This is a genomic window from Paenibacillus tarimensis (assembly GCF_021532315.1).
Classification (GTDB): Bacteria; Bacillota; Bacilli; order Paenibacillales; family Paenibacillaceae; genus Paenibacillus_I; species Paenibacillus_I tarimensis.
Window position 1 is genome coordinate 209,974 of record NZ_JAKGAO010000011.1, and the last position, 24,713, is coordinate 234,686.

Annotated in this window: 21 protein-coding genes; 8 read left to right on the forward strand and 13 right to left on the reverse strand. The window is 52.6% G+C overall.

What is annotated here, in order from left to right:
* The first annotated feature begins 106 nt into the window (after nt 1-106).
* On the forward strand, nt 107-676 hold the full coding sequence (locus L1N82_RS11575) for an RNA polymerase sigma factor (protein ID WP_235287545.1): 570 nt from the start codon (nt 107-109) through the stop codon (nt 674-676).
* A 27-nt stretch (nt 677-703) separates the two neighbouring features.
* Here the strand turns inward: L1N82_RS11575 and L1N82_RS11580 are convergent, their stop codons facing one another.
* Nucleotides 704-1,204, reverse strand: coding sequence for a GyrI-like domain-containing protein (locus L1N82_RS11580; RefSeq protein WP_235287546.1), 501 nt, complete (start codon nt 1,202-1,204; stop codon nt 704-706).
* Between the two features lie 178 nt (nt 1,205-1,382).
* Here L1N82_RS11580 and L1N82_RS11585 point away from each other — a divergent pair, with 178 nt between their 5' ends.
* Nucleotides 1,383-3,773 carry an EAL domain-containing protein gene (locus L1N82_RS11585; protein WP_235287547.1) on the forward strand — a complete coding sequence of 797 codons (2,391 nt, stop codon included), beginning with the start codon at nt 1,383-1,385 and terminating at the stop codon, nt 3,771-3,773.
* Nucleotides 3,774-4,772: 999 nt separating this feature from the next.
* Here the strand turns inward: L1N82_RS11585 and L1N82_RS11590 are convergent.
* The 3 genes from L1N82_RS11590 to L1N82_RS11600 all read right to left on the reverse strand — a co-directional run bounded on the left by L1N82_RS11590 (nt 4,773) and on the right by L1N82_RS11600 (nt 7,948).
* Nucleotides 4,773-4,976, reverse strand: a complete 204-nt coding sequence (locus L1N82_RS11590; protein ID WP_235287548.1) for a DUF2188 domain-containing protein — start codon at nt 4,974-4,976, stop codon at nt 4,773-4,775.
* 57 nt (nt 4,977-5,033) lie between these two features.
* Nucleotides 5,034-5,669, reverse strand: a complete 636-nt coding sequence (locus L1N82_RS11595) for a general stress protein (protein ID WP_235287549.1) — start codon at nt 5,667-5,669, stop codon at nt 5,034-5,036.
* 185 nt (nt 5,670-5,854) lie between these two features.
* Complete coding sequence (locus tag L1N82_RS11600) at nt 5,855-7,948, reverse strand: ATP-binding protein (protein ID WP_235287550.1); 2,094 nt, start codon at nt 7,946-7,948, stop codon at nt 5,855-5,857.
* Between the two features lie 209 nt (nt 7,949-8,157).
* On the opposite strand from L1N82_RS11600, the gene L1N82_RS11605 reads away from it, so the two are divergent.
* A complete protein-coding gene (locus tag L1N82_RS11605) occupies nt 8,158-8,739 on the forward strand; it encodes a thioredoxin family protein (protein ID WP_235287551.1) in 582 nt (193 codons plus the stop codon).
* A 62-nt stretch (nt 8,740-8,801) separates the two neighbouring features.
* Here L1N82_RS11605 and L1N82_RS11610 read toward each other — a convergent pair whose 3' ends face one another.
* Nucleotides 8,802-10,328, reverse strand: a complete 1,527-nt coding sequence (locus L1N82_RS11610) for a phospholipase D family protein (RefSeq protein WP_235287552.1) — start codon at nt 10,326-10,328, stop codon at nt 8,802-8,804.
* A gap of 112 nt (nt 10,329-10,440) precedes the next feature.
* On the opposite strand from L1N82_RS11610, the gene L1N82_RS23240 reads away from it, so the two are divergent.
* Both L1N82_RS23240 and L1N82_RS11615 read left to right on the forward strand, forming a co-directional pair.
* Entirely contained in the window at nt 10,441-10,563 is a 123-nt protein-coding gene (locus L1N82_RS23240; protein ID WP_268821939.1) for a hypothetical protein, read from the forward strand.
* Nucleotides 10,564-10,569: 6 nt separating this feature from the next.
* Entirely contained in the window at nt 10,570-11,817 is a 1,248-nt protein-coding gene (locus tag L1N82_RS11615) for an MFS transporter (protein ID WP_235287553.1), read from the forward strand.
* 99 nt (nt 11,818-11,916) lie between these two features.
* Here the strand turns inward: L1N82_RS11615 and L1N82_RS11620 are convergent, their stop codons facing one another.
* The gene (locus L1N82_RS11620; protein WP_235287554.1) at nt 11,917-12,840 is read right to left on the reverse strand and encodes an NAD(P)/FAD-dependent oxidoreductase; all 924 of its coding nucleotides are present in this window, start codon (nt 12,838-12,840) and stop codon (nt 11,917-11,919) included.
* Nucleotides 12,841-12,937: 97 nt separating this feature from the next.
* Nucleotides 12,938-14,500 carry a helix-turn-helix domain-containing protein gene (locus tag L1N82_RS11625; protein WP_235287555.1) on the reverse strand — a complete coding sequence of 521 codons (1,563 nt, stop codon included), beginning with the start codon at nt 14,498-14,500 and terminating at the stop codon, nt 12,938-12,940.
* Between the two features lie 219 nt (nt 14,501-14,719).
* On the opposite strand from L1N82_RS11625, the gene L1N82_RS11630 reads away from it, so the two are divergent.
* On the forward strand, nt 14,720-16,540 hold the full coding sequence (locus tag L1N82_RS11630) for an ABC transporter ATP-binding protein (RefSeq protein WP_235287556.1): 1,821 nt from the start codon (nt 14,720-14,722) through the stop codon (nt 16,538-16,540).
* A 90-nt stretch (nt 16,541-16,630) separates the two neighbouring features.
* Here L1N82_RS11630 and L1N82_RS11635 read toward each other — a convergent pair whose 3' ends face one another.
* Nucleotides 16,631-17,311 (reverse strand): queuosine precursor transporter, encoded by a 681-nt coding sequence (locus L1N82_RS11635; protein WP_235287557.1) that lies wholly within the window; start codon nt 17,309-17,311, stop codon nt 16,631-16,633.
* Between the two features lie 296 nt (nt 17,312-17,607).
* Here L1N82_RS11635 and L1N82_RS11640 point away from each other — a divergent pair, with 296 nt between their 5' ends.
* Nucleotides 17,608-19,488 (forward strand): LTA synthase family protein, encoded by a 1,881-nt coding sequence (locus L1N82_RS11640; RefSeq protein ID WP_235287558.1) that lies wholly within the window; start codon nt 17,608-17,610, stop codon nt 19,486-19,488.
* Between the two features lie 61 nt (nt 19,489-19,549).
* On the opposite strand, the gene L1N82_RS11645 is transcribed toward L1N82_RS11640, so the two are convergent.
* The 5 genes from L1N82_RS11645 to pdaA all read right to left on the reverse strand — a co-directional run bounded on the left by L1N82_RS11645 (nt 19,550) and on the right by pdaA (nt 23,606).
* Nucleotides 19,550-20,533: an aldo/keto reductase gene (locus L1N82_RS11645; protein WP_235287559.1), complete on the reverse strand. Its 984-nt coding sequence runs from the start codon at nt 20,531-20,533 to the stop codon at nt 19,550-19,552.
* A gap of 251 nt (nt 20,534-20,784) precedes the next feature.
* The gene (locus tag L1N82_RS11650; RefSeq protein ID WP_235287560.1) at nt 20,785-21,027 is read right to left on the reverse strand and encodes an HPr family phosphocarrier protein; all 243 of its coding nucleotides are present in this window, start codon (nt 21,025-21,027) and stop codon (nt 20,785-20,787) included.
* Nucleotides 21,028-21,272: 245 nt separating this feature from the next.
* A complete protein-coding gene (locus L1N82_RS11655; RefSeq protein ID WP_235287561.1) occupies nt 21,273-22,121 on the reverse strand; it encodes a hypothetical protein in 849 nt (282 codons plus the stop codon).
* A gap of 266 nt (nt 22,122-22,387) precedes the next feature.
* Entirely contained in the window at nt 22,388-22,843 is a 456-nt protein-coding gene (locus L1N82_RS11660; RefSeq protein WP_235287562.1) for a divergent PAP2 family protein, read from the reverse strand.
* 13 nt (nt 22,844-22,856) lie between these two features.
* Complete coding sequence (gene pdaA, locus L1N82_RS11665; RefSeq protein WP_235287835.1) at nt 22,857-23,606, reverse strand: delta-lactam-biosynthetic de-N-acetylase; 750 nt, start codon at nt 23,604-23,606, stop codon at nt 22,857-22,859.
* Nucleotides 23,607-23,833: 227 nt separating this feature from the next.
* Here pdaA and L1N82_RS11670 point away from each other — a divergent pair, with 227 nt between their 5' ends.
* The gene (locus L1N82_RS11670; protein WP_235287563.1) at nt 23,834-24,673 is read left to right on the forward strand and encodes a manganese catalase family protein; all 840 of its coding nucleotides are present in this window, start codon (nt 23,834-23,836) and stop codon (nt 24,671-24,673) included.
* Nucleotides 24,674-24,713: the final 40 nt, after the last annotated feature.

Genomic DNA, 24,713 nt, shown 5'->3' on the forward strand with positions numbered 1-24,713 from the left:
ACAGTAAACTCTAATTTTCTATTTATTCCAATCTATAGAATTTTATATAAAGTCAGGTATAATAGAATAATCAGAAGAATGCTCAAAAAAAGGGGTTAACCTTGCAATGGACTCTCTTCACTTACTAGCTAAAGGTAACTACGACACGCTCAGCCGCGCCCAGCAGCTTGCCATATTCCAGGAGTTTTACCGCTTCGTCTTTCCCCAAGCCCGCCGGATTGTACGTGACTATGCGGCTGCAGAGGATATTGTTCAGGAAGCCTTCCTTAAATCCGTCCGTAAAATGCCTCCGCACCTTAGAAACATGCTGCAGGTACAGGCCTGGATTCGAACCGTTGCCAAGAATCAGGCCATTACATACCTGCGCAAACACCCGGATATCTCCGGCGCTTATGACACCTGCAGCTCTGCCGCGGGTGCACATGTCCCCCTTCCGATGCAGTCGCCATCTCCGGAGAAGGAGGTGGAGTGCCGCCTCATGACCGAGACGGTAGCACGCTGCGTCCATTCCCTGAAGCCGGAATACAAATCCATCGTCCTGCTCCGCTGGCGTTATGGCTTATCCTACAAGGAAATTGCCACCCGGCTCAATATGACGGAGCAGAATGTGAAGACACGCTTATTCCGGGCCCGTGAAGCCGTTCGTCAGAAATTCATGCTGGAATGGGGCTCCTGACACAGGAGCCCGGCCCCTTACTGGCCTTTACGGCTCATCCGTTACCGAAATATAGATATCAACGATAGTCTCTCCCGGATTGGACGACTTCGCATCATACAATTCGAAATCGCCCGAATATCTGCGTCTATAGGCAGATGATTCGAAATAACGGTCGATGGCTGACCAGGTTTCAGCTGTCACTTCCAGCGCCGGGCCGGGCCGCGTGGTAAATACGGCATAGCGCGATGCAGGAAGCGTGACAATCTTGCAATCCGCACCCTCCTCGAATGCATCATCGCCGGAAACCTCCTGGCCGATCACAATCGTGCACGCGCCATTGTCACTACGGTTATACTCGGCATACAACGCATAGGTTACCGAGGGGTTACGAGCCTCAGCCTCCTTGGCAATACAGCGGTCGCTGCTGCGGAACTGCTCCCACAGCCGCTCGACAGCGCTGTCCTTTCCCCGCTCCGTCTCCATCGCACGGACGTGGAGACCCCCAATCTTCATTTCCCCCAGTTCAATAATTGTAGGTTCAATCATCGGAATCTCCTCCTCATCATATGTTCATACCTGACAGTAGTGTTGTATAGGTTCTTACCACTTCTTTACCCGTTTTTCCATGTTCCAAATAAAACATCTTCTAAAAGCCTCTCTTATGGTAGAATAGGACTATGCTGCTTCAATTGTCCTACCACCCCATTAATAGGAGCTTACATACATGACACTTCGTAAAAAATCAATCCTATTCATTGGTCTTATAACAGCTGCCAGTATGCTTGTCTGCTATGTCCTGTTGTACGCTATCCTTTACAGCCGCTTCAGTGAGCTGGAGAGCCAGGAAATGCAGGCCAAGATGGAGCATGTCTTCTTCCTTCTCGATGATGAGATGGAGCGTATTGAGAAATTAATGCTGAACTATTCCGCCTGGGATGACACCATCGCCTTCATCCAGCGCGCACCATCTGCCGCCAATATCCATGAGGATCCCTATATTGTAAGTAATTATCCTAATGCAACCTTCTCAGAAAACATGCTCTCTGCCATTGCCTTGCTTGACCGGGAAGGCACCGTCCTGTACGGCCGCTCTTACCATCCCGCATCGGACTCGCAGCTGGATCTTGAGCAAATTATTATTGACGAGTGGCTGAGCCATCACAATCAGCTACTGCATTTCAGCGGTCCTGAGGACAGCTACAAGGGCATTACCCAATCTCCCGAAGGGCCACTCATGACCGTATCGCTTCCCATTGTCAACAGTGAGGTAAGCGGTCCAATGCACGGGACACTTATTGCCGGAAGTATTATAACGCCCGAGATGGAAGAGCAGCTGTCGAAGCGGGCAAGGCTTACTGTCCGGATCAGCAAGCTGGATGAGAATTTCCAGATTCCTGAAAGCGATATGACTGTAGCCCAGCAAACCCGGGATGATCTGCACCACTACCCGGTATGGGTAGACAAACAGGACAGCCAGCTTGCGCTTGTACAGTCCGTCTACCCGGATATGTACGGCCATCCGTCTTATCTCGTAACCATTCATGTGCAGCGCGATATCCTCACCCGCGGAATGAATACAATCATCCAGATATCCGTCGCCATCTTCGTTATCATTGCCCTGCTGTTCGCCGGGCTGTTGATGTTTAATGACCGCTTCATTCACCGGCGGATTCAGCGTCTGGCCACGGATATCGACAGCATCTCCAGCAGGCAGGACTTCTCCCTTCGTGTTCAGTCTTCCGGCCACGATGAATTCAGCAAGCTTGAGCTGGCCTTTAATGATATGCTGTTCTCTCTCGAAGAGGCTTACCATGAGCTTCAGGAGCAGGTCCGTCATGATACACTGACCCGTCTGCCCAACCGGGCCAGCTTCTTTGAGCGGATGGAGTCCTTGCTCAAGGATGCGCGGACCGCCGGCACTCCACTGGCTGTCCTCTTCATTGACCTGGATAACTTCAAGTGGGTTAATGACACTTGGGGCCATGAGACCGGGGATACCCTGCTTATGGAAGTCGGCAGCCGGATCATCAAACAGCTCGCTCCCGGCGATGTTGTATCACGGCTTGGCGGTGATGAATTCACCGTGCTGCTAACCGGACTTGGTTCCAGAGAGTCCGCCTACCAGAAAGCTAAGGTCATCCACGATGCACTCGCATCGGATTATCATTTCCGCGGTCTCCAGCTGCATATCACAGCAAGCATCGGTGTCAGTCTGTTCCCGGAAGACGGAACCTCACCTGAGGCACTGGTCCAATATGCCGACATGGCGATGCATCAGGCCAAGCATACGGACAAGCAGCAGGCGATGACCTTCTCAGAAGACAGAAAAGCACGCATTGATCGCCAGCTGCTGCTGGAGAAGGATCTGCACACAGGCATCGCCAACATGCAGTTTGAGCTGCACTTCCAGCCGATTCTTGCCGCTGGCTCCCTTAAGGTTATCCGTCTCGAATCGCTTCTGCGCTGGAAGCATCCTGTACTGGGCAGCATACCTCCTGCGGAATTCATTCCGTTAGCGGAATCCTCGCAGGCCATTGTAGAGATTGGCTACTGGGTACTCTTCCAGGCCTGTAAGGCGGCCAAGGATCTGCATAATCAAGGCTTCACGGTCCAAGTGGCTGTTAATGTTTCCGTAATTCAGCTGGAGCAGGATCAATTCGCGGAGGATGTCATACAGATTCTTCACAAGACTGGACTTCCTCCGGAACAGCTGGAGCTTGAGATGACCGAGTCGGCTGTAATGTCGTTTGGACGGGCGCCTGACGCGGTTCAGAAGCTGACTGAGTATGGCGTTGCCATTGCGCTGGATGACTTTGGAACCGGCTATTCCTCACTGAGCTACCTGCGGAAGCTTCCGATCCAGTCAATAAAGATCGACAAGGCTTTTGTAACCGAGCTGACTGAGAGCACATCAGACAAGACAATATGTGCGGCAATTACGCAGCTTGGCCATCATCTAGGCCTCCGGGTTGTAGCTGAAGGCGTTGAGAATATCGAACAGGTTGCTATCCTTCGCAGGCTTGGATGCGATGAGCTGCAGGGCTATTACTTCAGCAAGCCGCTCTCCTGGCCCGACCTCCTTGCTTACTTGAACATACGGAGAGAGGAAGAATAAGCATACCTTTTATAGAACCGCCCTCCCGCTAGGCAGGCCTTCCGGAAGAGGCGGTTTTTCTATCGGCTGCTCCATAATTCGTCAAAATAAAGCCGAATTCTTCGATATCGGGAGATTTCGCCAGGAATTGCTGGGGAAACAGCCTATCATCAAGATATTTTAAATAATCTGAATATTTACAATCTTTAAATATTAATATAAAGTAAAGACACAACCACATAAACAAAGGGAAAGCAACGCATCATCTACCGTAATTGCCGTGTTATATCCTTGAATGCCGGACCTCAAGCCAAGCATGGAAGGCGCGAATCACTTATGATTCCTTAAGTCCAGCATTCATGTTGATATATAACAACGTCTGAGCTGGAGAGGGGATAGTCCATTGAAGCGTGTTAGCGAAGCATATCCATTACCTTTCGTATGGATGACATATGCGTAAGGCGCTCGCTCTAAGGCCGCAGCGGGATATGCTGGAAATCACCATGTCAGGTTAAGCTTAATAACAGCCGGTCAGAATCTGCTCCTGATCCGGCAGTATAGGACGATTAATGTTTCACAAAATCTGAAAAGCATGGTTGGCAAGAATGTTGATTCAGGCAAGCTGTGTGTGAAATGGAGTGCTAGGGTAAAATTGAATAGCTCTGTATACGAAACATAGGGATTCCGGTTATTTATCAATAAGCGGAATCCCTATTTGCGTATTGACAGTCTTACATATCCTATTAATGTGACGAGCGGATGGTTCACTTTGCAACAGCCAACTATGATCTTATCAATATCGGTTAAATTGCATATTCGGCTGCTTCCCTTGTCCACATTTACGGCATGCTAGAACGAAGTCTCCGCTGAATTATTAATCCGGGATCGCCGTGAGTAAAAGAAAGACGGGACTACAATAAACAGCGGTAGTCCAGGACTGCACTTCCAGTCCAAGGCTACCGCTGTTCTGTTTTGATCTTTAATATTTCGGCTAAGCAGGTCATGTCTAATACTCGGGCTTCAGCCGCCATCCGAATTGCGTTCATCCACTTCTTCCGGATGATTGGAGGCCCACTCCTTAGCCTGGGCCGTTGCGATCGGAATCGCCCTGCCTTCATCGTACCCTTCACGCAGCAGGGCATTGGCAATTTCCACGGCCTTGTCCCGGATAGCAGGATCAAAATTCTTCAATGATTCCGGGTAATCCCCGTTTCGCCAAGGCATCGCAATCCCTCCTTCATCAGCACCAAGCCATGTTCAGGATAAGCTTGCAGCTGCCTGCTAATAATTGCGGCGGTTATCGGTAAACGGCTCTTCCGCCCTTGTATTTACGCCATTGTCTGCTCCCGTGCTCAGGCCCGTTCCAAGCCCCGTTCCGTTAGCACCCATGTCGGCAGAACCTCGTGTGGAACGATCATACGTATCTTGGTTGAGTGAGCGGTTCAACCGGAACGTCTCGTACGCATATTCGTCGCGCTCGCTATCCGCGTCAACCAAGACAAGAATACGGCCCTCTTCCACGAAATTCTGGTACCGTTCTGCATCCTCTTCCGGAATACCCATACCGATCAGACCGCCTACCAGGCCACCAGCACCCGCACCGACCGCTGCCCCTGTTAAGGTAGCCGCAATCGGACCGGCTGCTATGATAGGACCAACCCCAGGAATAGCCAGTGCGCCCACGCCTGCGAGAAGGCCGGTGACACCGCCCAGCACACCGCCAGCCGTTGCTCCTGCTGCCAAGCCCTCCGGCGCCTTCGTTCCCGTCTCATCCGCAACGTAGGACAGCTCGTCCCGGTCTTTGGCGATGACAGAAATTTCCTCTGCGCGGTAACCCTGCTCCTTCAGCCCTTCTATCGCTTTTACCGCCTCATCTTCTTTGTCAAAAACCCCAACGATTTTCCGTTCTTTGGCCATTGTCCTTACCTCCCGTAATCCTGATTTGCAGTTAAGACCTCGCATAGTGCAAAATGGTTAAGATACAGGTCTAGGCATGTACCACTGCAGTTATTAATTACCCTCCCCTCTCTATACGAAACAAAAAGACGGCTCCCGGTCATGTTAAACCCGAAGCCGCCATGCCTTGTCTAACTGAACGAACATTAAGCGCAGCTGGATGAATTCAGCAGCTTGGCGAAGGCCGAGCAGGATAGATCATACAGCTGGCTCATCTGCGTTAGGAGCAAATCGTAGCCATCAACAGCACCCTCTTTAATACGCGCCTCAATCGCTGTTATCGTGCCTGCGAGCGGCGCCATACCAACGCTTAAGCTCGCTGATTTGATATTATGCGCGGTTTGCTCCGCATTATCGAGCAGTCCCCGCTTCAGCTCCTGACGAAGAAGCTCCAGCTTAGCCGGCGTATCCTGACGGTACATCTCGAACAGCTGGGCAAGAATATCCAGATCAACCTCATCCCAAGGAGGGGCTACAATATCCTCTATCGTCCCCAAATCCAGATACTCCGAATACTGCACTTCCTCCATGGGAGGCTGTATGGTCTGCGGGCGATCCGGCAGCCAGCGGATAATAACCTCCCGGAGCTTCTCCAGCTGAACGGGCTTCACAATATAGTCATCCATTCCGGCTTCCAGGCAGCGCTCCATATCACCCTGCATGGCATTCGCCGTAATCGATACTATCGGCGTTCGTCCAGCGGCTTCTATCTGTTCTTCAAGCCTGCGGATTTGACGCGCAGCTTCAAATCCGTCCATAACCGGCATCTGATTATCCATCAGAATTAGTGCCGGCTTTACAGTCTTCCACAGCTGTACCGCCTCATCGCCATGAGAGGCCACAATAATCTTCTCTACCCCAAGCTTCTTTAGCTGCAGGGTTGTGATACGCTGGTTAACCGCATTGTCTTCTACCAGCAGGATAGCAGAAGACAGCTCTTTCCCTTCAAGCTCGCACTTCAGCCTGCCCTCTGGGCATGATATAGCTTGCCGTATTACGCTGCCGTCTGTCTCGGCCGCCTTCTCAAGCTCCAACTCAAACCAGAACGTTGACCCGCTGCCAATCTTGCTGATCACACCGATCTCGCCGTCCATCATCTCTACCAGCCGTTTGCTGATGGACAGACCAAGACCGGTTGAGCTGAACTGCTGGGTATATGTGCTGCCAACCTGGTAGAAGGGCTGAAACAGCTTCCCAAGGTTATCCTCCTCAATGCCAATACCCGTATCCAATACCTCAAAGCGGAGCCGCTGACGGCTCTCATCATCCCGGATCATGAAGACCCGGACATCAATATCGCCATCGAATGTAAATTTGACCGCGTTCCCCAGCAGATTAAGCAAGATCTGGCGAATCCGGTTAAGGTCACCTTTGAGCTGCGGATGAATTTGCGGATCAAAATAAACCGTTACCCGGTTGCGCTGGCTAGCTGCATGAGACTGCAGCATCTGCACAACATGATCTACTACAGACCGCAGATGAAATCTAACAAGCTCCAGCTTCATCTCACCCGCTTCAATTTTTGACAGGTCAAGGATATCATTAATAATATCAAGCATCAGATTGCCGGAATCCAGAATAATTGAGATAGACTCCTTCTGCGAATCTGTCATAGGTGAGCGTGCAAGCAGCTCGGCCATCGCAATGATGGCGTTCATAGGAGTCCTGATCTCGTGGCTCATGGTGGCCAGAAGGGTGCTCTTCGTCTTATTCGCTGCCTCGGCCGCTTCCTTGGCCAGCTTCAATTCAATATTGGTCTTGGCAAGCTCCCTCTGAACAGACAGAAGCTTATTATTCAAGGCTGCGAACTCATCATAGATCTTAAGCTCCTGCTCCCGCTTGAGCATCAGCTCATGGGAAAGCTCCCTGATCGCCTCCCGCAGCGCCATCATCTGATGGTTGTTGATCTTCATCAGCTCATCATAAAAATACGTATAACCCGAATTGTACCTGGAGCCTACAATGAGAGCATGCTCCTCCATGATTCCTCCGCTTAAATAAAACAACGCCGGCTTATCGCCGGTATTCAGATACACTTCCCAGTTAAAAGCCGCCTTCTTAGTCTTAAGCTGCCCGAAGAAATCCCTGCACTTGAGTCCGCTCATATCATCCATCAGATCCATAACATTGTAGAGATTGCCGCGGCCTTCCGTCATCGCGATATCATCACGTATTACCCGAACAATCTGACCCCCGCTGTCGCACAAGAGCGATATAACCGATTCTTGATGCTTATTCACAGCTATAGGTCCCCCTAACCCTTACGAGTTCTTTACCGGCTGGCCTGCATATGGAGCCTGCGGTTACAGTTATACCTAAGAGTATACTATAAAAATTCTGGAACCACGTGATTAGGAGAAAAATCTCATACCAGCTCCTTCACAAGCATGCTGCACAATTTGAGATGTAACCGCTGCCCGGTTATAATGGGGCCAGGAGGCGATAAAATATGGCATTTACTTTGCAATTAGGGGATCAAGCCCCGGATTTCTCACTGCCGGCCACTGACGGCCGTACCTATTCCTTGAACGACTTCAGCGATGCGAAGGTGCTTGTCGTATTTTTCACCTGCAACCACTGCCCTTATGTTATTGGCTCGAATGAGGTAACCCGTGCTACCGCCGTAAAATATGAAGAGCAGGGCGTACGCTTCGTCGGTATTAACTCGAACAGCGTAAATACCTACCCTGAAGATTCCTTCGAGCATATGGTAGAGGTCATGAAGAAGGAGCAGTACCCTTGGACTTATCTGCGCGACGAGTCGCAGGATACGGCCCGGGCATACGGCGCGCTGCGCACGCCGCACTTTTATGTATTTGACGAGGATCGCAAGCTTGTCTACACCGGCCGCGGCGTTGACAGCCCACGTGACACATCGAAGATGACCGTTAATGACCTAGACCTTGCACTTTCAGAGCACCTGGCAGGTCAGCAGCTGTCAGTACCCGTTACTAACCCCATCGGATGCAATGTCAAATGGGAAGGCAAGGATGCTCACTGGATGCCTGCTGAGGCCTGCGATCTGATATAACCCTTGCACAGAGAAAGGCTGGCGGGCAGCCAGCCTCTCTCCTCTACTATTCAATACATCTCCTAGAAGGTTGTAAAGCCCAACAGCTTTTGTACCCCGTACAGGAGCTGCTTGCCAATTGGCAGCTTCTCCTCATACGCCTCGTAAGGGACTGTATAGACTCCCCCTTCGTTGAGCCATAGACGTTCAAAATACTGTACAGCCTGCACGGCAATCTTGGACTCTCTGGCCGCAGTAATCATCAGGTTGGCCTCCAGATTGAAATCATCCAGATTACGTCTTGTATAGTTTGCCGAACCGCCGATCATGACCACACCCGTCTTTCCCTGAACCACCATTAGCTTGGTATGGTACTGCTCCTCTCCGGTCTTATACCAGCGGATTTGGACAGCTCCTCCCGTACGCTTAATAAGCTCTGCAGCTACAGGAATATTCGGCAGCCCGATCTTCCCGTGACCGAAGGCCACACGGTTGGGGTCCAGGATCAGCCGGACATCCACCTTGCGGGCAGAGGCTTCTGCCAGAGCATTCACTATATCTCTGTCCGCCAGATAAAACATCCCGATCCAAATCCGTTCACCGGGTTTCGCCTGTTCAATTGTCCGCACCACCTGCTGCGCTATCTTGCCCTCTGTCAGCCATCTCAGTTCCGCCAAATCCGGACTGTTATAATCCAGATTTGCGGTAGTAATGCTCACCTCACCCCCTGCGAGTCCTGCCCCGTAGAGGTCAAGTTCAATATCCGGGCCGCCTGACATCGCAATTACAGCCTTCTCTGCTTCCCACACATCCTTCAGAATCGGACCGCCAAAGCGGAAAGCGATATTGCTGTTCATGGCACTCGCATCATGCATGTTTGCAGAGGTTACAATAGCCGTATGCTCGGTCATCAGGAGCTTGCGGTGATTCGCCTTCACGTTAAGCAGCTTCATGTATGAACGGGCCGTCACCTCGGGCGCCCCGCTTCCAAAAGGATTCGGGAGCCACCCCTCCCCCCCTTGGCCGAACCACTGGGCGAACATACGCCAGGCGCCGGAATACAGCGGATTGGAATCACGAAGTTTGTCTAGATTCGTATAGACTACCTCTGCGCCGGCGTCAGCAAGACTCTCCATCTCAGGGGAGGCATGAGAGCCGTATGTGGTGTTGACTTCATCTGTGATGATGATGATCTTCAAGTCAGGATGAAGCGCTTTCTGAAGTGTGATGGCATCAATGATCATATCACTGAGAGGGGGATGTTGCTTGCCGGTATCGGCAAAACCGTTAAACAAGAACATATCAATGACGATCCATTGCTCCGCCTGCCGGATGGCATCCAGCCAAGCTTGATAGATCTCGTCCTGGTATACACGTTGGCCATTTTGCTCATACGACAGGTTGACGAGCATCTCCACGTCACTAGTCCGGTAAATTTCACTCTCGTATGACAAGCCGTCGGGAAGAGGTTTATAGGCATGAACCATAATTGTTGTAAGGTAGGCAATAAGCAGAACGGCTCCCAGCAGCCATTTCCATGACAGACGCCGTAACATCCGCACATTACCATGCAAGTGCCGATCCAGGCGGCTCATATCATCAAGTTTCATTAGATCCCTCCTCCAGTTACAGCGTGTGCAGAATCCTTTTACCCGCTGCTAAGCTGTCCTGAACCAAGAGCTTAGAATGTCCGTTAGGCCTTTACAGCCGGTATCGGCGAGTATGAGCGATCGTATGAAATATCGTCTGCCTGCGCATTATAACAGCATGCGTGACCGGATTCCCGGACGCCGCTTAACGCCATATCCGAATACTCAGCCCGTAAAGAACCTGGAAATGGGGTAACCGGCTTTGAAACCAGAACAGAGAGGTGCGCTGATTGCGCTTAGTTCTATCCCGCTGATCATGACGCTTGGCAATTCGATGCTGATCCCTGTTCTGCCGGAAATCCGCAGGCAGCTGCAGATCAGCGCATTTCAGACAAGCCTGATTATCACAGTATTTTCTGTCATGGCAATTGTTCTTATTCCGCCGGCAGGGTACTTGTCTGACCGTTACGGCCGCAAGACAATCATTGTGCCAAGCCTGATTCTAGTAGGAATCGGGGGAGGGATATGTGCTACGGCAGCCATTTTTCTGGACCATGCCTATCCCTACATGATTGTTGGCCGAATTCTGCAGGGCATGGGAGCAGCTGGCGCTGCGCCGATTGTAATGCCGCTGGTCGGTGACATGTTTAAGAAAGAAGAACAGGTCAGCGCCGGGCTTGGTTTGATTGAAACCTCGAATACCTTCGGTAAAGTGCTAAGTCCCGTTCTTGGGTCGTTTCTTGCGAGCTTCGCATGGTTCTACCCTTTTCTTGGCATACCAATTCTTTCGGCGATATCCGTTCTGCTCGTGTTATTTCTTGTGAAATCACCCCGCCGCGGCGATCCGCCTCTCCCGCTGGGTGAATTCCTTCACACGCTTAAGAAGGTATTCCGGCGTGAAGGCAGATGGCTGTATGCTGTATTTATTATTGGGGGCACCGGAATGTTCGTGTTATTCGCATTCCTTGTCTACCTGTCCGATGCGCTTGAGAAGGACTTGCATCTGAAAGGCGTTGCCAAGGGGGCTGTGCTCGCCATACCACTTGCTATTTTATGTTCAGCTTCTTATATAACCGGCAAGATCATTGGGGAAAACAAAAAGCGGATGAAGCTCTTAATTACCTCCGGCTTCTTCCTGTGCGCTGCTGCTGCAACCGCCTGTGTATTTACACAGTCAATTGTTGTCCAAATGATCTTCCTCAGCGCAGCCGGACTGGGGATCGGTGTGGCTCTGCCATGTCTGGATGCTCTCATTACTGAGGGGATAGAGAAGGAAAAACGCGGAACGGTCACATCATTTTACAGCAGTATGCGATTTACCGGGGTTGCAATCGGTCCGCCTGTTGCATCACTGCTTGCCACAGGCTCCCTTAACGACTTATTCTGGACCCTGACCGCAACAAGCCTGATATCAGCTATACTAGCGTGGGCATTAATCCGTCCCGGAGAGAAAAAGAAATCGGTGGAGCCTGCGCGAATGCGCAAACTGATAAGACCGCCCTCACATTGAGGACGGTCTTGTTTCTCTTGGAGCTTCATCTGGCCTCGTAATACAGAAGACCGCCCCAGTCTCCCGGGCTGTACCTTTCTTCATGTTAACGGGATCAGCTTACCGTCCGAAGCGGCTGCCGGCCCCAATGTCCTCCCGAAGACTCTTGTGCATCCATATGGCCGCCTGAACGCCGTCGCCCATAGCGATCGCCACCTGCTCCGAATGAACGGCTATATCCCCAGCCGCCCATACATGCTGAACATTGGTCATCTTGGTTCTCGCATCCGTAATAATATGCTTGCTCGCTGACAGCTTAACGCCCAGCTGGGACGCGAGTTCGGAGCGGACCTCGTTGCCGCCGAATGCGACAAAAGCATGATTACCCGCTATAACCGACCCATCCCGTAAGAGAGCGCCCTTCAGATGATCTCCTTCGGTTACCAGCTGGCGGATCGGTTTTTCGATATACCGGATACCAAGCTGGAGCAGCCTGTCCAGCTGTTCCTCCGGCACCTGCTGCTGCTCATGGTTAATGTATACGATATCGTCAGTCCAGTGGGTCAGCTCCAGCGCCATGGACGCTCCAGCTCTTCCTGATCCCAGGACAAGTACCCTGCTGTCCCGGATCTCATAACCATCGCAGTCTGGGCAAATATAAATGCTAATGCCAAGGCACGGGTACAGCTCCGGGAAGTCGGGGAGCCTGTCCTTAACACCTGTAGCAAATAGCAGCCGCCTCGCATGCACGGTCTCCACGCCTTCGATATTCAATAGGAAGCCGCCCTGCTCCTTGGAAGCTCCCGTCACTTTCGCACTAATAAACGATACACCCAGCTGTTCAGCATGCCGGCGCCCGTTCAACAGCAGCTCCGACCCGCTTACGCCATCCGGAAAACCAAGCAGGTTGTGGTAATTCCTGCATTTGCGGGAGCGTCCATCCCCTGCGTCAATCACCACAACGGAGTGCTGGTACCGGCCGAGCTGTATAGCAGCCTGCATGCCTGCGATCCCGCCTCCGATTACTGCGCAATCAACCTGCATCGTCACCCTCCTCCCTGCCCTGCTGCGGGCAGAACACTCAGTTACATTATACCGCCGAAGGATGAGAACTAAACTTCACAGGCTGCCCGGGCCCGGTTTATGCACGCTGGGCGTGCAGAAGTTCGCGGACCGTCTGATCGATTAAACCATCATATACGGATGCGTTGTAATGCAGCGGAAACGGATGGCGGACAAACAAGCAGCGTCTTTCTCTGCGTGTCCTCTTCAGCTTGCGCCAGCGCTCCTCTAACTGCCGCTGCTCCTCATCGGCCATATTCTTGTCGATAAGAAACAGGATATTCTCACAGGACAGCTTGGCGACCTCATGAAGAGAATGCGTATCAAGCATTACCAGATCGCGGATGGAAGGCGGCGGGACGATGCCAAGATCATCGTAGAACAAGCTCTTCATCTTCGTCATCTGCAGGCCGTATACCCGGTAGCCGCCCTGACAAACATGGACGATCAGGTAAGGCTCCTCCCTTAAGCCTTGTCTGACATGCAGCCGGGCATTCTCAACCTTCTGGTCATAGTAGGAAAGCCAGCGCTCCGCCGGGCCCGTCAGGCCAAGCAGGCTGCCAAAGCGCAGCAAGCGTTCTTTCCACGGAACACCCTTCCATCTGACCACTTCTGTCCGGCTGATAGCAACAAAAGCATCAAGCAGCGGCTGCTCCATCGGTGCCGCCAGGATCAAGTCAGGCCGCGCCCGGCTCACCTCAAGCAGGGCCTGCTCCGGCTGATCGATCCAGCCTCTGGGCAGTGTCAGAACGGGTGTTAGCCCCAGGGCTGCAAGGTCTCCGTCAAATACCTCCACCAGACAGACAATACGGATATTAGCCTTCGCTGCATATTCCGTCGGTGTCATGCCCATATGCTTCTTGAAGTGGCGGCTAAAATAAAACTCGTCCGAATAGCCCGCAGCGTGAGCTACATGCGTCACAGAATGGCCCTGCTCTGCCAGCATCCGCAGTGACTCGCCCATGCGGAGCTTCGTAATATACTTATGCGGGCTAAGACCGGTGTACTGCCGGAAGGCCCTGTAGAAGCGGCTGACACTGACTCCCGAATCCCGCGCCAGCTCCTCCATATCCATCTGCTCGTTATAATGCTCAATCATAAACCGGACCGTATATTCCACATAGAGGGACAGGTTATTAACCGGTTCGGTAACCTTCGGCTTACTGGCAGCCTGCAGCCATCCGGCGCACATTGCGTACAGGTGCGACTGAAGCCAAAAATAAAATCCAGGCTCATGAGAGCCCGGGTCACTGAGAAAATCCTCCATCCATGTCCGAATCTGCGGAATCCGGACCGGCATAAGATCAAGTCTCTGAAGAAACGGTGACCAGTTATCTCCCCTGGCTTCTGAGTCTTGTCTTTCCCGGCAAATGAAATAGACAGCGATCCACTGTACAGCCCTGCCATCAGGAACGGTTAAGGTGTATGCTGTTCCTGGCGGCACGAGCAGCAGCTCTCCTTCAAGGATATACCCGAGACGCTGGTCCTCTCCTTGCTTAAGGCTCACCTTCAGCTTCCCATCAACCGGAAACAGGAAGGCATGCTCCCGTCCCACTGTATTACTGGTGCTCTCACTACCTTCCAGCCTAAACAACTCTGATCCGGCATATTCTATAGTAAGACTCGTCTCCAATGGCCTCATCTGCTCACATCCTTGCTGACTTTGAAACGTTATCTGTACGGTTATACCGCGTGTCTATCGCCTCCTCTATACTATTGGACAACGGCTTCTTACGTCAATGAGAGGGAGATAGGAGGCCAGCTGCGCTTCTTATCACCACCCGCTGCATTGACCGCTGTTTATTATAGTGGTTATAATCTAGATACGATATATCGTATTCTAATTATGGAGGGCACAAGCATGAATCCTAGCGGCATCCCTTCAGGCAGACACGCTCCTGTCCCGAAATTCAATCCGCGTTCAATCGGCAGTATGCTGCTAAGGCTGTTCAGCCTCACACGCTCCAACTGGAGGCTTCTGATCGCCGCTGTGGTCAGCATGACAGCCGTCTCCCTGCTGGAGTTCGTCATTCCGCAGCTTACCCGCCATGTGATCGATCATATTATCCCCGATGACAACTATGCAGCACTGCCATGGGTCGCCGGCGGCATCCTGGGCGCAGCCCTGCTGCTTGGCCTGTTTGGCTATATCGGCAGCACTGCCATGGCATCAGTTGGGCAGAAGGCCATCTATGAGCTGCGCAATATGCTCTACCGCCATCTGCAGACTTTGGATATGAGCTTCTATGACCGCAACCGGACCGGAGATCTAATGTCACGGGTGACAAGCGATGTCAATATGCTGCAGCAGCTGGTTTCCTCCAGTATGATTCAGCTCTTCACGGATGTATTTACCTTTACAGCGGTAGCGATCTATATGCTCTGGATCGACTGGCAGCTCACCCTCATGCTGCTTGCGACCTTTCCGGTTATGATTTACACGACACGGCGCTTCAGCACACGTATCCGGTCTTCATTTCGTACCGTGCAGCAATCGGTAGCCGATGTAAGCGATCATCTGCAGGACACGCTCTCCGGCATTCGGCTGATCAAGTCCTTCTCGACCGAGGATTACGAATCTGAACGCTTCGCCGACCGGAGCCGCGTCAATATGGAGGCCAACCTCAAGACAGTCCGGCTGCGGGCTATCTATGAGCCGACAATAGACTTCATTAATTATGCGGGGCTTGCTATCGTACTGGTGCTGGGTGCATGGCAGGTGATGAGCGGCCGCCTTACGGTCGGATCGGTTGTCGCCTTTATGGCTTATCTGCGCCTGCTTCAGAATCCGGTTCGTCATTTCAGCCGTATTCTAAACACCGTTCAGCAGTCCGCAGCCGCTTATGAGCGGGTAGTCGATATTCTGGAAACAAAACCCGAGGTCGCTGACCGTAAAGGAGCCTCTCCCCTCCCGCCTATACAGGGACAAGTCGTGTACCGGAATGTCGACTTCGGCTATTCGGGGCAGCCCGACGTACTCCGCGAGCTGAACCTGGAGATGGCCCCTGGCCAGGTCACCGCTCTTGTCGGCTCCTCAGGCTCGGGCAAGACGACGATAGCCCATCTGCTCACAAGGTTCTATGATGTACGGAACGGGTCAGTCAGCATTGACGGCTTCGATGTGAGGGATGTAACCATACAATCACTGCGGCAGCAGATCGGTCTGGTCTCGCAGGATATTATGCTCTTCAATGGTACGATCCGGGACAATATCCGCTATGGACGGCAGGACGCCTCCGAGGAGGAGATCATCGCCGCATCAGCAGCCGCTAATGCCCACGGCTTCATTACCGCCTTTCCAGGCGGATATGACGCCGAAATCGGTGAACGGGGTGTCAAGCTCTCAGGCGGACAGAAGCAGCGGATTTCCATCGCCAGGGCCCTGCTGAAGAATCCGCGTTTGATTATTCTGGATGAAGCAACCGCGGCACTTGATACTGAGTCCGAGACTCTGATTCAGGAGGCGCTGAACCGGCTGCTGCGCGGACGCACCTGCCTTGTTATCGCGCACCGGCTGTCCACCATCCGCCATGCCGATCAGATCATAGTGCTGGAGAAAGGCCGCATACTGGAGCGGGGGACTCACGATGAGCTGCTGCGGGCAGGCGGCCGTTACGCCCGGCTCTATGAGCTGCAATTTCCCCAGCACAACCCAATCGAACAGGAAGCGGGCAAGGGGTAAAATAACCGAATCAATACACGCAAAAAACCGCCGGGAAGCTGGGACTCCAGCCGCTCGGCGGTTCTTTGCGTAGTAAAACGGGTAAAAAAATCATTCATCGGAAACCTTCAGTCCCTTGGCGATATACAGTACCGGGGTTGAAGAGACCGACACGATAAACTTGAAAATGTACGTAGTCAGGAAGATCTGCAGCCACAGTTTAAATTCATACGCTCCAGCGAACGCAATCGAACAGAACACCAGCGTGTCGATCAGCTGGCTGATGCCGGTGCTGCCGTTGGTCCGAATCCACAGCTGCCCATCCGATGGAAACAGCCGCTTAAGCCAGTTGTACAGCCTGACGTCAAGGAACTGGCTGACCAGATAAGCACACAAGCTGCCAATAGCGATCTGTGGAAGCAAACCGAATATGACCTTCAGGTTTTCCTGAGCAAAATCGTCGGGATGCGGATCGAACGCAAGCACCATCTGCATGATAACCGTTGAAGCCAGCAGCGTGAAGAATCCGAACCAGACCGCCTTCCTGGCTTGCTTTGGCCCATGCTTCTCATTAAGCAGGTCAGTCGCCAGATAGATACTGGCATAGATCGTGTTGCCGAGCGTCATCATCAAGCCGCCGATCTCAACTGTCTTTACGACCTGGATATTAGCCAGAACCGTGGCAAATCCGATCCAGGCAAAAAGTCCCGTCCGCCCAAACAGCCTGTAGCAGGCCAGGAACAGCAGGAAGTTGGCGGCTATGAACAGCACGCCCCATAACTCATTAGACATACGTATGACTCCTTAGTTTTGATAACGCGGGATGGTTACGAACCGCGGCCGGCCGGCGGTTGTTCGCGGCAAGCTCCCCACAGTATACCATTCGGATCCGGAGCACGCCATCCATATTTCCAGCACAGAGTTTTCCTTCCTTTGACATTCTTCCGCCGCGGGAGCATAATAGATTTTGTTCCTAGAATCTTTACATCATATTCATATATACAGCCGTTCATCAATTACGGGATTAAGGCAGGCGCGGCATCGCCGTATCCGGCCTGTTTCCTCTGGTAAAGGAAGGTGCATGCAACGTGAGGACTCCTTGGCTCTCCAAGGTGTATACTACACTTGGCACAAAGCCCCAGCTGGTATTTACACTCATACTGTTAATAAAAAGTTATCTGGCCTGGTTTGTCATCTTCGAGCATTCACCTGGCATGGCGCCGCTTATTTCCGAAATCCCTTTCATTATTGCGCTCTTCTGCCTGATTGAATATTTTGCATCCAAGCGCAAGATGGTCATCTATCTGGTTGTTAATCTGCTGCTAACCGGTATATTCTTCGCAGTCATCATGTACTACAAATATTACGGTGTTATTGTCACCTATCACGCCTTGCAGCAGGTAAACCAGGTTACGGCCGTAAAGAACAGCGTCTTCTCGCTGCTTGACCCTTACTTCCTGTTCATCTTCACGGATATTTTACTGTTCGCCTACGTCTTCTTCCGCCAGCGCAAGGCAGAAGCCTGGAAGCAGCTTAACCGGCGCAGCAGCAGACGAGGCATGCTTCTGTCCGTATTCACGCTGATGGTCGTTATATGCCTGATGAACATTCTCCCGAACCGCGCCAGCATGAACGAGCGGGTAAAGGCCGGTGAGATGGGCATTCTGAACTACGAAGCGTATACGATTTTTTCAAGCGACAAGGTTGACCCCGTCGACCAATCGCTTATAACCCAGGAAGCCATTAACGAGCTGAAGGGAATAGAGCCGGTAGCCCCAGAGGACGCCAAATATCATGGAGCTGCGAAGGGCAAAAACCTGATCATCATTCAGATGGAGTCCTTCCAGAACTTCCTGATCGACCTTAAGGTGGAAGGACAGGAAGTGACGCCAACGATGAACAAGCTGGCACAAGAGGGCTTCTACTTCCCTCACTTCTATCAGCAGGTCGGTCAAGGCAACACCTCGGATGCCGAGTTTGTGGTCAATACATCCTACTACATCCCGCCGCGCGGTGCGGCTACAATGATGTACGTGGACAAGGCCCTGCCAAGTCTGCCAAAGCTGCTGAAGGCCGAGGGCTACGACACGGCAACCTTCCACACGAATGTGGTAGAGTTCTGGAACCGCGGTGAGCTGTACAGCTCACTTGGCTTTGACCGTTACTATGATGCTGAATTTTTCGGGGAAGAGGATGTTATTTTCTTCGGGGCTTCGGATGAAGTACTGTACAAGAAGACAGCCGAGGAACTGAAACGCATGCATGATGCAGGGCAGCCATTTTACAGTCAGGTCATCTCGATGACAGCTCATCATCCGTTTACCATTCCTTACGAGAAGGATCAAATCACGCTGCCTGAACGCTATCAGGAGACATTCGTCGGCGACTACATCCGTTCCCAGAATTATGCTGACCGGATGCTGGGTAAATTTATCGAGGACTTGAAGGAAAGCGGCATTTGGGAGGACAGCCTGATCGTGATCTATGGCGACCATCTCGGCCTACCGATTTATTCACTCGATAAGGAAGAAAAGGATCTGATGGCGGAAATCCACGGCCGTGAATACGGTTATACCGATATGATTAACATTCCGCTGATGATACTCGGCGAAGGGGTTACAGAACCGGCTGTATTCGACCAGCTGGGCGGACAATCCGACCTGCTGCCGACAATAGCCAACCTGGTGGGCATATCGCTGGATGATTATATTCACTTTGGCCAAGACATTCTTAACCATGAGAATAACATCCTTCCGCAGCGTTATTATCTGCCGTCCGGCTCACTCGTGAGCAGCCATTCGTTGTTCATGCCGGGTGAAGGGTATGAGGATGGTACGCAGTACTCCCTCTCCGGAGATGAAGAGAGTACCGGATCGGTTACCAAGGACGAGTACAATCGTGCTCTTAAGCTGCTTCACTTGTCTGACAGCTACGTACTCCAGCTGCCGGATAAGAAGCCGGCTGAATAATACAGAAGGAGCTGTACCAGGCGGGAATGCCTGATACAGCTCCTTTGTCTATTCCGGCCGTTTAGTATGGGCCTCGGATATATTGTTTTACCTCATTCTTGTAAAATTGCTTCAGCTTGTCCAGCTCCCCAGCTGTGAAGGACGGAACGTCAGTAGCCGCGAGATTAGCTTCTACCTGTGATGTGTTTTTGAAGCCTGGGATTACACAGGTGATATGCGGATTATCCAGAATCCAGCGCAGTGCTGCGCTCGCCATATTGGAACGGCCATCAACGATCCAGGACAGCTGCCTGCTGAGCGCGACTCCCTTCTCGAACGGAAGACCGGCGAAGGTCTCACCGACATTGAAGCTCTCCCCGTTACGGTTAAAGCTACGGTGGTCATCCGGCGCAAATGTCGTCTGCTCGGTAAATTTGCCCGTCAGAAGTCCGCTGGCAAGCGGCAGACGGACCAGAATGCCCACCCCCTGCTCATTAGCCTTCGGGAACAGCTCGTCCCCCGGCAGCTGGCGGAACAGGTTATAGATAACCTGGAGTGACCGGACATTCGGGTACTGAAGGCAGATAAGACCTTCCTCCACCGTCTCCACACTGACCCCGTATTCACGGATTTTCCCTTCCTGGCGTAGCCTATCCAGCACATGGAAGACTTCCCCGTCACGAAGAATAGCTGTCGGCGGACAGTGAATCTGGTACAGGTCAATCCTCTCCCTGCCCAGCCTTCGAAGACTGGCCTCACAGAACGCGCTGACTGCTTCATAGCGGTAGGCCTCCCGGCTGTGAATATCCGCAGCCCGGCAGAACTTGGTCGCGATATGTATCTGATCTTCCTTACCTTTAGTCGCCTTCGCAAGCAGCTCCTCGCTATGCCCGTCCCCATATACATCCGCCGTGTCGAAGAAGTTGACCCCTGCATCCATAGCTCGGGCGAGAGCTTCCAGGGACACTTCATCGCTTGTCCGCCCCCATGAGCCTCCGATTGCCCAAGTGCCAAAGCTGATCTCGCTAACGGACATATCGGTGCTGCCAAGCGGTCTGTATCTCATCTTCATCCGTCCTTTCACACGCAGATTGATGCGCATCTTCTGGTATAGGTTCTGATCCGGTTGTGAATGTGGGCCGCAGCCCCAGAACGCCGGCCGGCCCGCTCGTAAGGAACGGGCTGGCGCGGTCTGGCAAGATACCTTGAAGCTGGGCTGATCCAGCTTATTCTGTAGGCGTCTTCAGTTCGGCTTCCCGCCTGAAGACGCAGCTTCTATTCACCAATCCAGGTCTTGCCGTCCGTCGGGAAACAGGATTAGTTCATTTCGGCCTGCAGGCCATTCTTGGCGAACACCTCTGCCATTGCAGCCTTCGCTTCCTCTTCATCCGGACCATGAATGTCCAGCTTGTAGGCTTGCCCAGTTACAAGGGAGACGCTAAGGCCAAGAATACTCTTGACGTCTATGACCCGATCGCCTACGCGAAGAACGATACTGGAGCTGAACTGCGTTGCTGTACGGTTAATTTCTACGATTGTTTTGGTGTCGATGGCTCCCATACTTGCACCTCCCTTGATTTACTTCCCCCATTATAATTGAAACCGATTACAATGGAAAGTCTTACCCTTTTAATTTGATCTTTCTTCCGGGTCCTATCTTAACTTATCGTTTCCCCGAACGGTTTATGCATGAAGGCTTCACACCGTCCGCCAGCATTCTTCGCACACCAAAAGGGCTGGCTCCCGAGCAGCTGCTGCCCGGGGACCAACCCTTGATTTAGACGATAACTATCTTGTGCCAAGACTTACGTTTCCTGTCCGGCAGCTGCAGCTGCCTCGCTGCTCGTCGTACCCGACTTCACGGAACCCCGTCCGCCATGCTTACCCTTCCCGCCATGGCGACCGTGCGGCTTAAGCTCGCCGCTGATGATGGCAGCCGCCTGCTCGGCAAGCTCTGCCTTCCGCTCGTCATACTGCTCCTGTGTCAGTCTGCCGGCTGCCAGCTGTTCGTCCAGCTTGACGGTCAGCTCACTAACGATCAGGTCTGTCAATTTCTGTGTATCCACATTTTTCTCAGCTGCCAGATCAGCCAGTGTCTTGCCTGACTTCACGGCATCCTTCAGCTCTTCCTCAGTAAGGCCGAGCAGCCCGGCCAATTCCACGGAAGCACCGTAAAAGCCGCCCATCTTCCGACTTCCCTTCATGCTGATCTCGCCGTTCACGATTTGTCCCGCCGTCTCTGCAATTTCAGCTTTGCGGGAATCATACTCCTCCTGCGTAATGGAGCCGGCGCTCAACTTCTCATCCAGACGGGCTGTCAGCTTGGCCGCTACAGCATCGGTAAGCTTCTGAACTTCAATACCCTTGTCAGCCGCCAGCTCGGCCAGTGTTGATCCGGATTTTAGCGCCTCCTTCAGTTCATCGGCAGTCATGCCAAGCAGCGCAGCAATCTCTTCGGAGCCTGCAAACCAAGAGCCTCTATGAAACCCGCCTTTACCTGCCTTGTCAGCTTCAACCGCCGCTGCAGCAGCCCCCATCTGTGTTCCTGTCTGTCCTGCCGCTGCTGCGTATGCCTGCTGATTGAGCAGCACACCTCCGCCAACTGCGATCGCCAGTGCTAATGCGCCAGCTGCCCAGCGTTGTTTATTCTTCATGTATACACGCCTCACTCTCTCTTGAATATGATCTCTGGCAGCTCCGGCCGGCTGCATACCTATCTTATCCAAGGCACATTAACGAAGCTTTAAACGAAACTGAGCGTTTGCTTAATGTTGGCAAAAGCCTTCCTAACTATGCGCCTTAATTCCCAACCCGTAATCAGCCGGCCATTATACAAAAAAAAACGGCCCAACGCCGCTTGCTGCAGCGCCGGGCCGGTATATGTCATGCATTCTTCGTGCTGTTCATACCTGTGGCAGCGTCATGGAGCGGTTAAAGCACCTGCGCAGCCAATGGCTGCTCCCAGCAATGCACCGGCCAGCACTTCTTCCGGCTGATGACCGATGCTCTCTTCCAGCCTTTCCTTCCGGCGATCGTGATACAATTCAGAGTCGTGGCCGGTCAGCGTCTCCACATGCGCATCCAGATCATTGACTTGAATGGCGATTTCCCCCGTATGGCGGCGGAGGTTCATCGCGTCATACATCACAATGGTTCCCAGCATGGAAGCCAGAGCAAAAGCGGGTGATTTCAATCCATGACGAATGCCTATATAGGTGGCTAATGCCGTAACTCCGCTCGAATGCGAGCTTGGCATGCCGCCAGATCCAATCGATTTGCCCCAGTTCCACTGCCCGCTGGCTCTGTACTGCATAGGTACCTTCAGGACCTGCGCTGCCCCAATCGCTGTCAGGGCCGTTATCAATGCTCTATTCAAGCCTGTTCCCTCCTTATGAACCGATCTTCAAATCGTCGAGGCTCTTGAACACGTAGCCTTGGCGCCGGGCTTCATCAATAATTTTGCCGAGTGCCTCCGCATTATCCCGTGATACCGAATGCAGCAGAATAACGGCTCCCGGATGAAGCTGTGATGTGACACTTCTGTACGCATAATCCGCACCCTTCTGCTTCTTGGTGTCCCAATCCATATAGGCAATCGACCAGAACACATTCGTGTAGCCCTCCGCCTTGCTGACGCCAAGCGTTCTATCGCTGAAGATGCCACGCGGCGGGCGGACATACTTCATCTCTCGCTGCCCGGTTATCTCCCCAACCCGCTGCTTCACTCTTGCCAGCTCTTCCCGGATTTTTCCGTCGGGTACCTGCGTCATGTCCGGATGGCTCCAGGAATGGTTGCCGATGATATGGCCTTCTTGTACCATCCTCTTCAACAGCTCCTGCTGGTCGTTCACATAATGGCCGGTTACGAAAAATGCCGCTGGCACCTTTTTCGCCTTCAGCACATCCAGAATAGGGGGCGTATAACCGTTCTCGTAGCCGTTATCGAAGGTCAGGTAGAGCACCTTCTCCTCTCTGCCACCTGTAAATACCGCCCCATGGCGGTCCAGAATTTCCTTAAAGCCTTCCTGGTCGATGGAGGCCGGCTGGCCGTTTCGGCTTTTCTTGAATCCGAAATGAAAAGGCTTATCTGCCGCCTGGACATCTACAGGCATTAATTGAAGACCCAATACGATCAGCATGGCGGCCGCCGCCACAGCTGCCAGCCTCTTGTTTATATACATTCCCGCGTGCACCTCCAGTTTCAGTCGCATCACGGATAATTTGCCCGACAGGGTCAAAAGTATGCCATTCCTGCCAGGTCGCGGCCTGATGGATTTTATGGCCTTGCAGGAATAACTTCCTTGCCGGGGTGCATCTTACATTTGTAGATGAGGTGCTCTAAGGGCACATAAAGGAGGAGTATGAGATGTTTTACCATGTGAAGGAGCTGCAGCATACGGCCAAGCCTGACCGTCCCGATCCGGTATATGCCAAGAAGCTGCAGGAAATACTCGGCGGACAGTTTGGCGAAATGACGGTCATGCTACAGTATCTGTTTCAAGGCTGGAACTGCCGGGCAGAAGCCAAATACCGCGACATGCTGCTCGACATTGGAACCGAGGAAATCGGACATGTCGAAATGATTGCCACGATGATCGCCCAGCTGCTGGACGGCGCACCGGTTGACCAGGTTGAACAGGCAGCTGCCAACCCTGTGATCGGCGCCGTTCTTGGCGGCATGAATCCGCAGCATGTGATCGTATCAGGTCTTGGAGCTACCCCTACCGACAGTGTCGGCTACCCATGGAACGCACGGTATACAATTGCTAGCGGCAACCTGCTGGCAGACTTCCGTGCCAACCTGAATGCCGAATCCCAAGGGAGGCTTCAGGTCGTACGCCTCTATGAGGAAACGACAGACCGCGGGGTGCGGGACATGCTCTCCTTCCTGATCGCCCGAGATACCATGCATCAGAACCAGTGGATGGCAGCCATTGAAGAGATTGAGCAGCAGCAGAAGGCCATTGTGCCATCCTCCTTCCCGCAAAACCTTGAAGTCGAGGAGGTATCTTACCAGTTCATGAACTTCTCGGAAGGGGATGAGAGCAGCACAGGGCGCTGGGCCTCCGGTCCAAGCATGGACGGACAGGGGACCTTCCAGTATGTCGCACATCCGGTTGCCCGCGGACAAGCGCCGAAGCTGAATCCGGCTCCGCCGTTCGTCCATTCTACGCCGGGCATGCAGCCTGTCCTTGTGAACCATTAGAGGTCCTCCCATAGGCACGCGCTCAGTATATAAAAACAGA

Coding starts and splice junctions, on each gene's coding strand:
- L1N82_RS11575 (WP_235287545.1), top strand. CDS start 107: ATGGACTCTCTTCACTTACTAGCTAAAGGTAACTACGACACGCTCAGC.
- L1N82_RS11580 (WP_235287546.1), bottom strand. CDS start 1,204: ATGATTGAACCTACAATTATTGAACTGGGGGAAATGAAGATTGGGGGT.
- L1N82_RS11585 (WP_235287547.1), top strand. CDS start 1,383: ATGACACTTCGTAAAAAATCAATCCTATTCATTGGTCTTATAACAGCT.
- L1N82_RS11590 (WP_235287548.1), bottom strand. CDS start 4,976: ATGCCTTGGCGAAACGGGGATTACCCGGAATCATTGAAGAATTTTGAT.
- L1N82_RS11595 (WP_235287549.1), bottom strand. CDS start 5,669: ATGGCCAAAGAACGGAAAATCGTTGGGGTTTTTGACAAAGAAGATGAG.
- L1N82_RS11605 (WP_235287551.1), top strand. CDS start 8,158: ATGGCATTTACTTTGCAATTAGGGGATCAAGCCCCGGATTTCTCACTG.
- L1N82_RS11610 (WP_235287552.1), bottom strand. CDS start 10,328: ATGAAACTTGATGATATGAGCCGCCTGGATCGGCACTTGCATGGTAAT.
- L1N82_RS23240 (WP_268821939.1), top strand. CDS start 10,441: ATGAGCGATCGTATGAAATATCGTCTGCCTGCGCATTATAACAGCATG.
- L1N82_RS11620 (WP_235287554.1), bottom strand. CDS start 12,840: ATGCAGGTTGATTGCGCAGTAATCGGAGGCGGGATCGCAGGCATGCAG.
- L1N82_RS11625 (WP_235287555.1), bottom strand. CDS start 14,500: ATGAGGCCATTGGAGACGAGTCTTACTATAGAATATGCCGGATCAGAG.
- L1N82_RS11630 (WP_235287556.1), top strand. CDS start 14,720: ATGAATCCTAGCGGCATCCCTTCAGGCAGACACGCTCCTGTCCCGAAA.
- L1N82_RS11635 (WP_235287557.1), bottom strand. CDS start 17,311: ATGTCTAATGAGTTATGGGGCGTGCTGTTCATAGCCGCCAACTTCCTG.
- L1N82_RS11645 (WP_235287559.1), bottom strand. CDS start 20,533: ATGAGATACAGACCGCTTGGCAGCACCGATATGTCCGTTAGCGAGATC.
- L1N82_RS11650 (WP_235287560.1), bottom strand. CDS start 21,027: ATGGGAGCCATCGACACCAAAACAATCGTAGAAATTAACCGTACAGCA.
- L1N82_RS11655 (WP_235287561.1), bottom strand. CDS start 22,121: ATGAAGAATAAACAACGCTGGGCAGCTGGCGCATTAGCACTGGCGATC.
- pdaA (WP_235287835.1), bottom strand. CDS start 23,606: ATGCTGATCGTATTGGGTCTTCAATTAATGCCTGTAGATGTCCAGGCG.
- L1N82_RS11670 (WP_235287563.1), top strand. CDS start 23,834: ATGTTTTACCATGTGAAGGAGCTGCAGCATACGGCCAAGCCTGACCGT.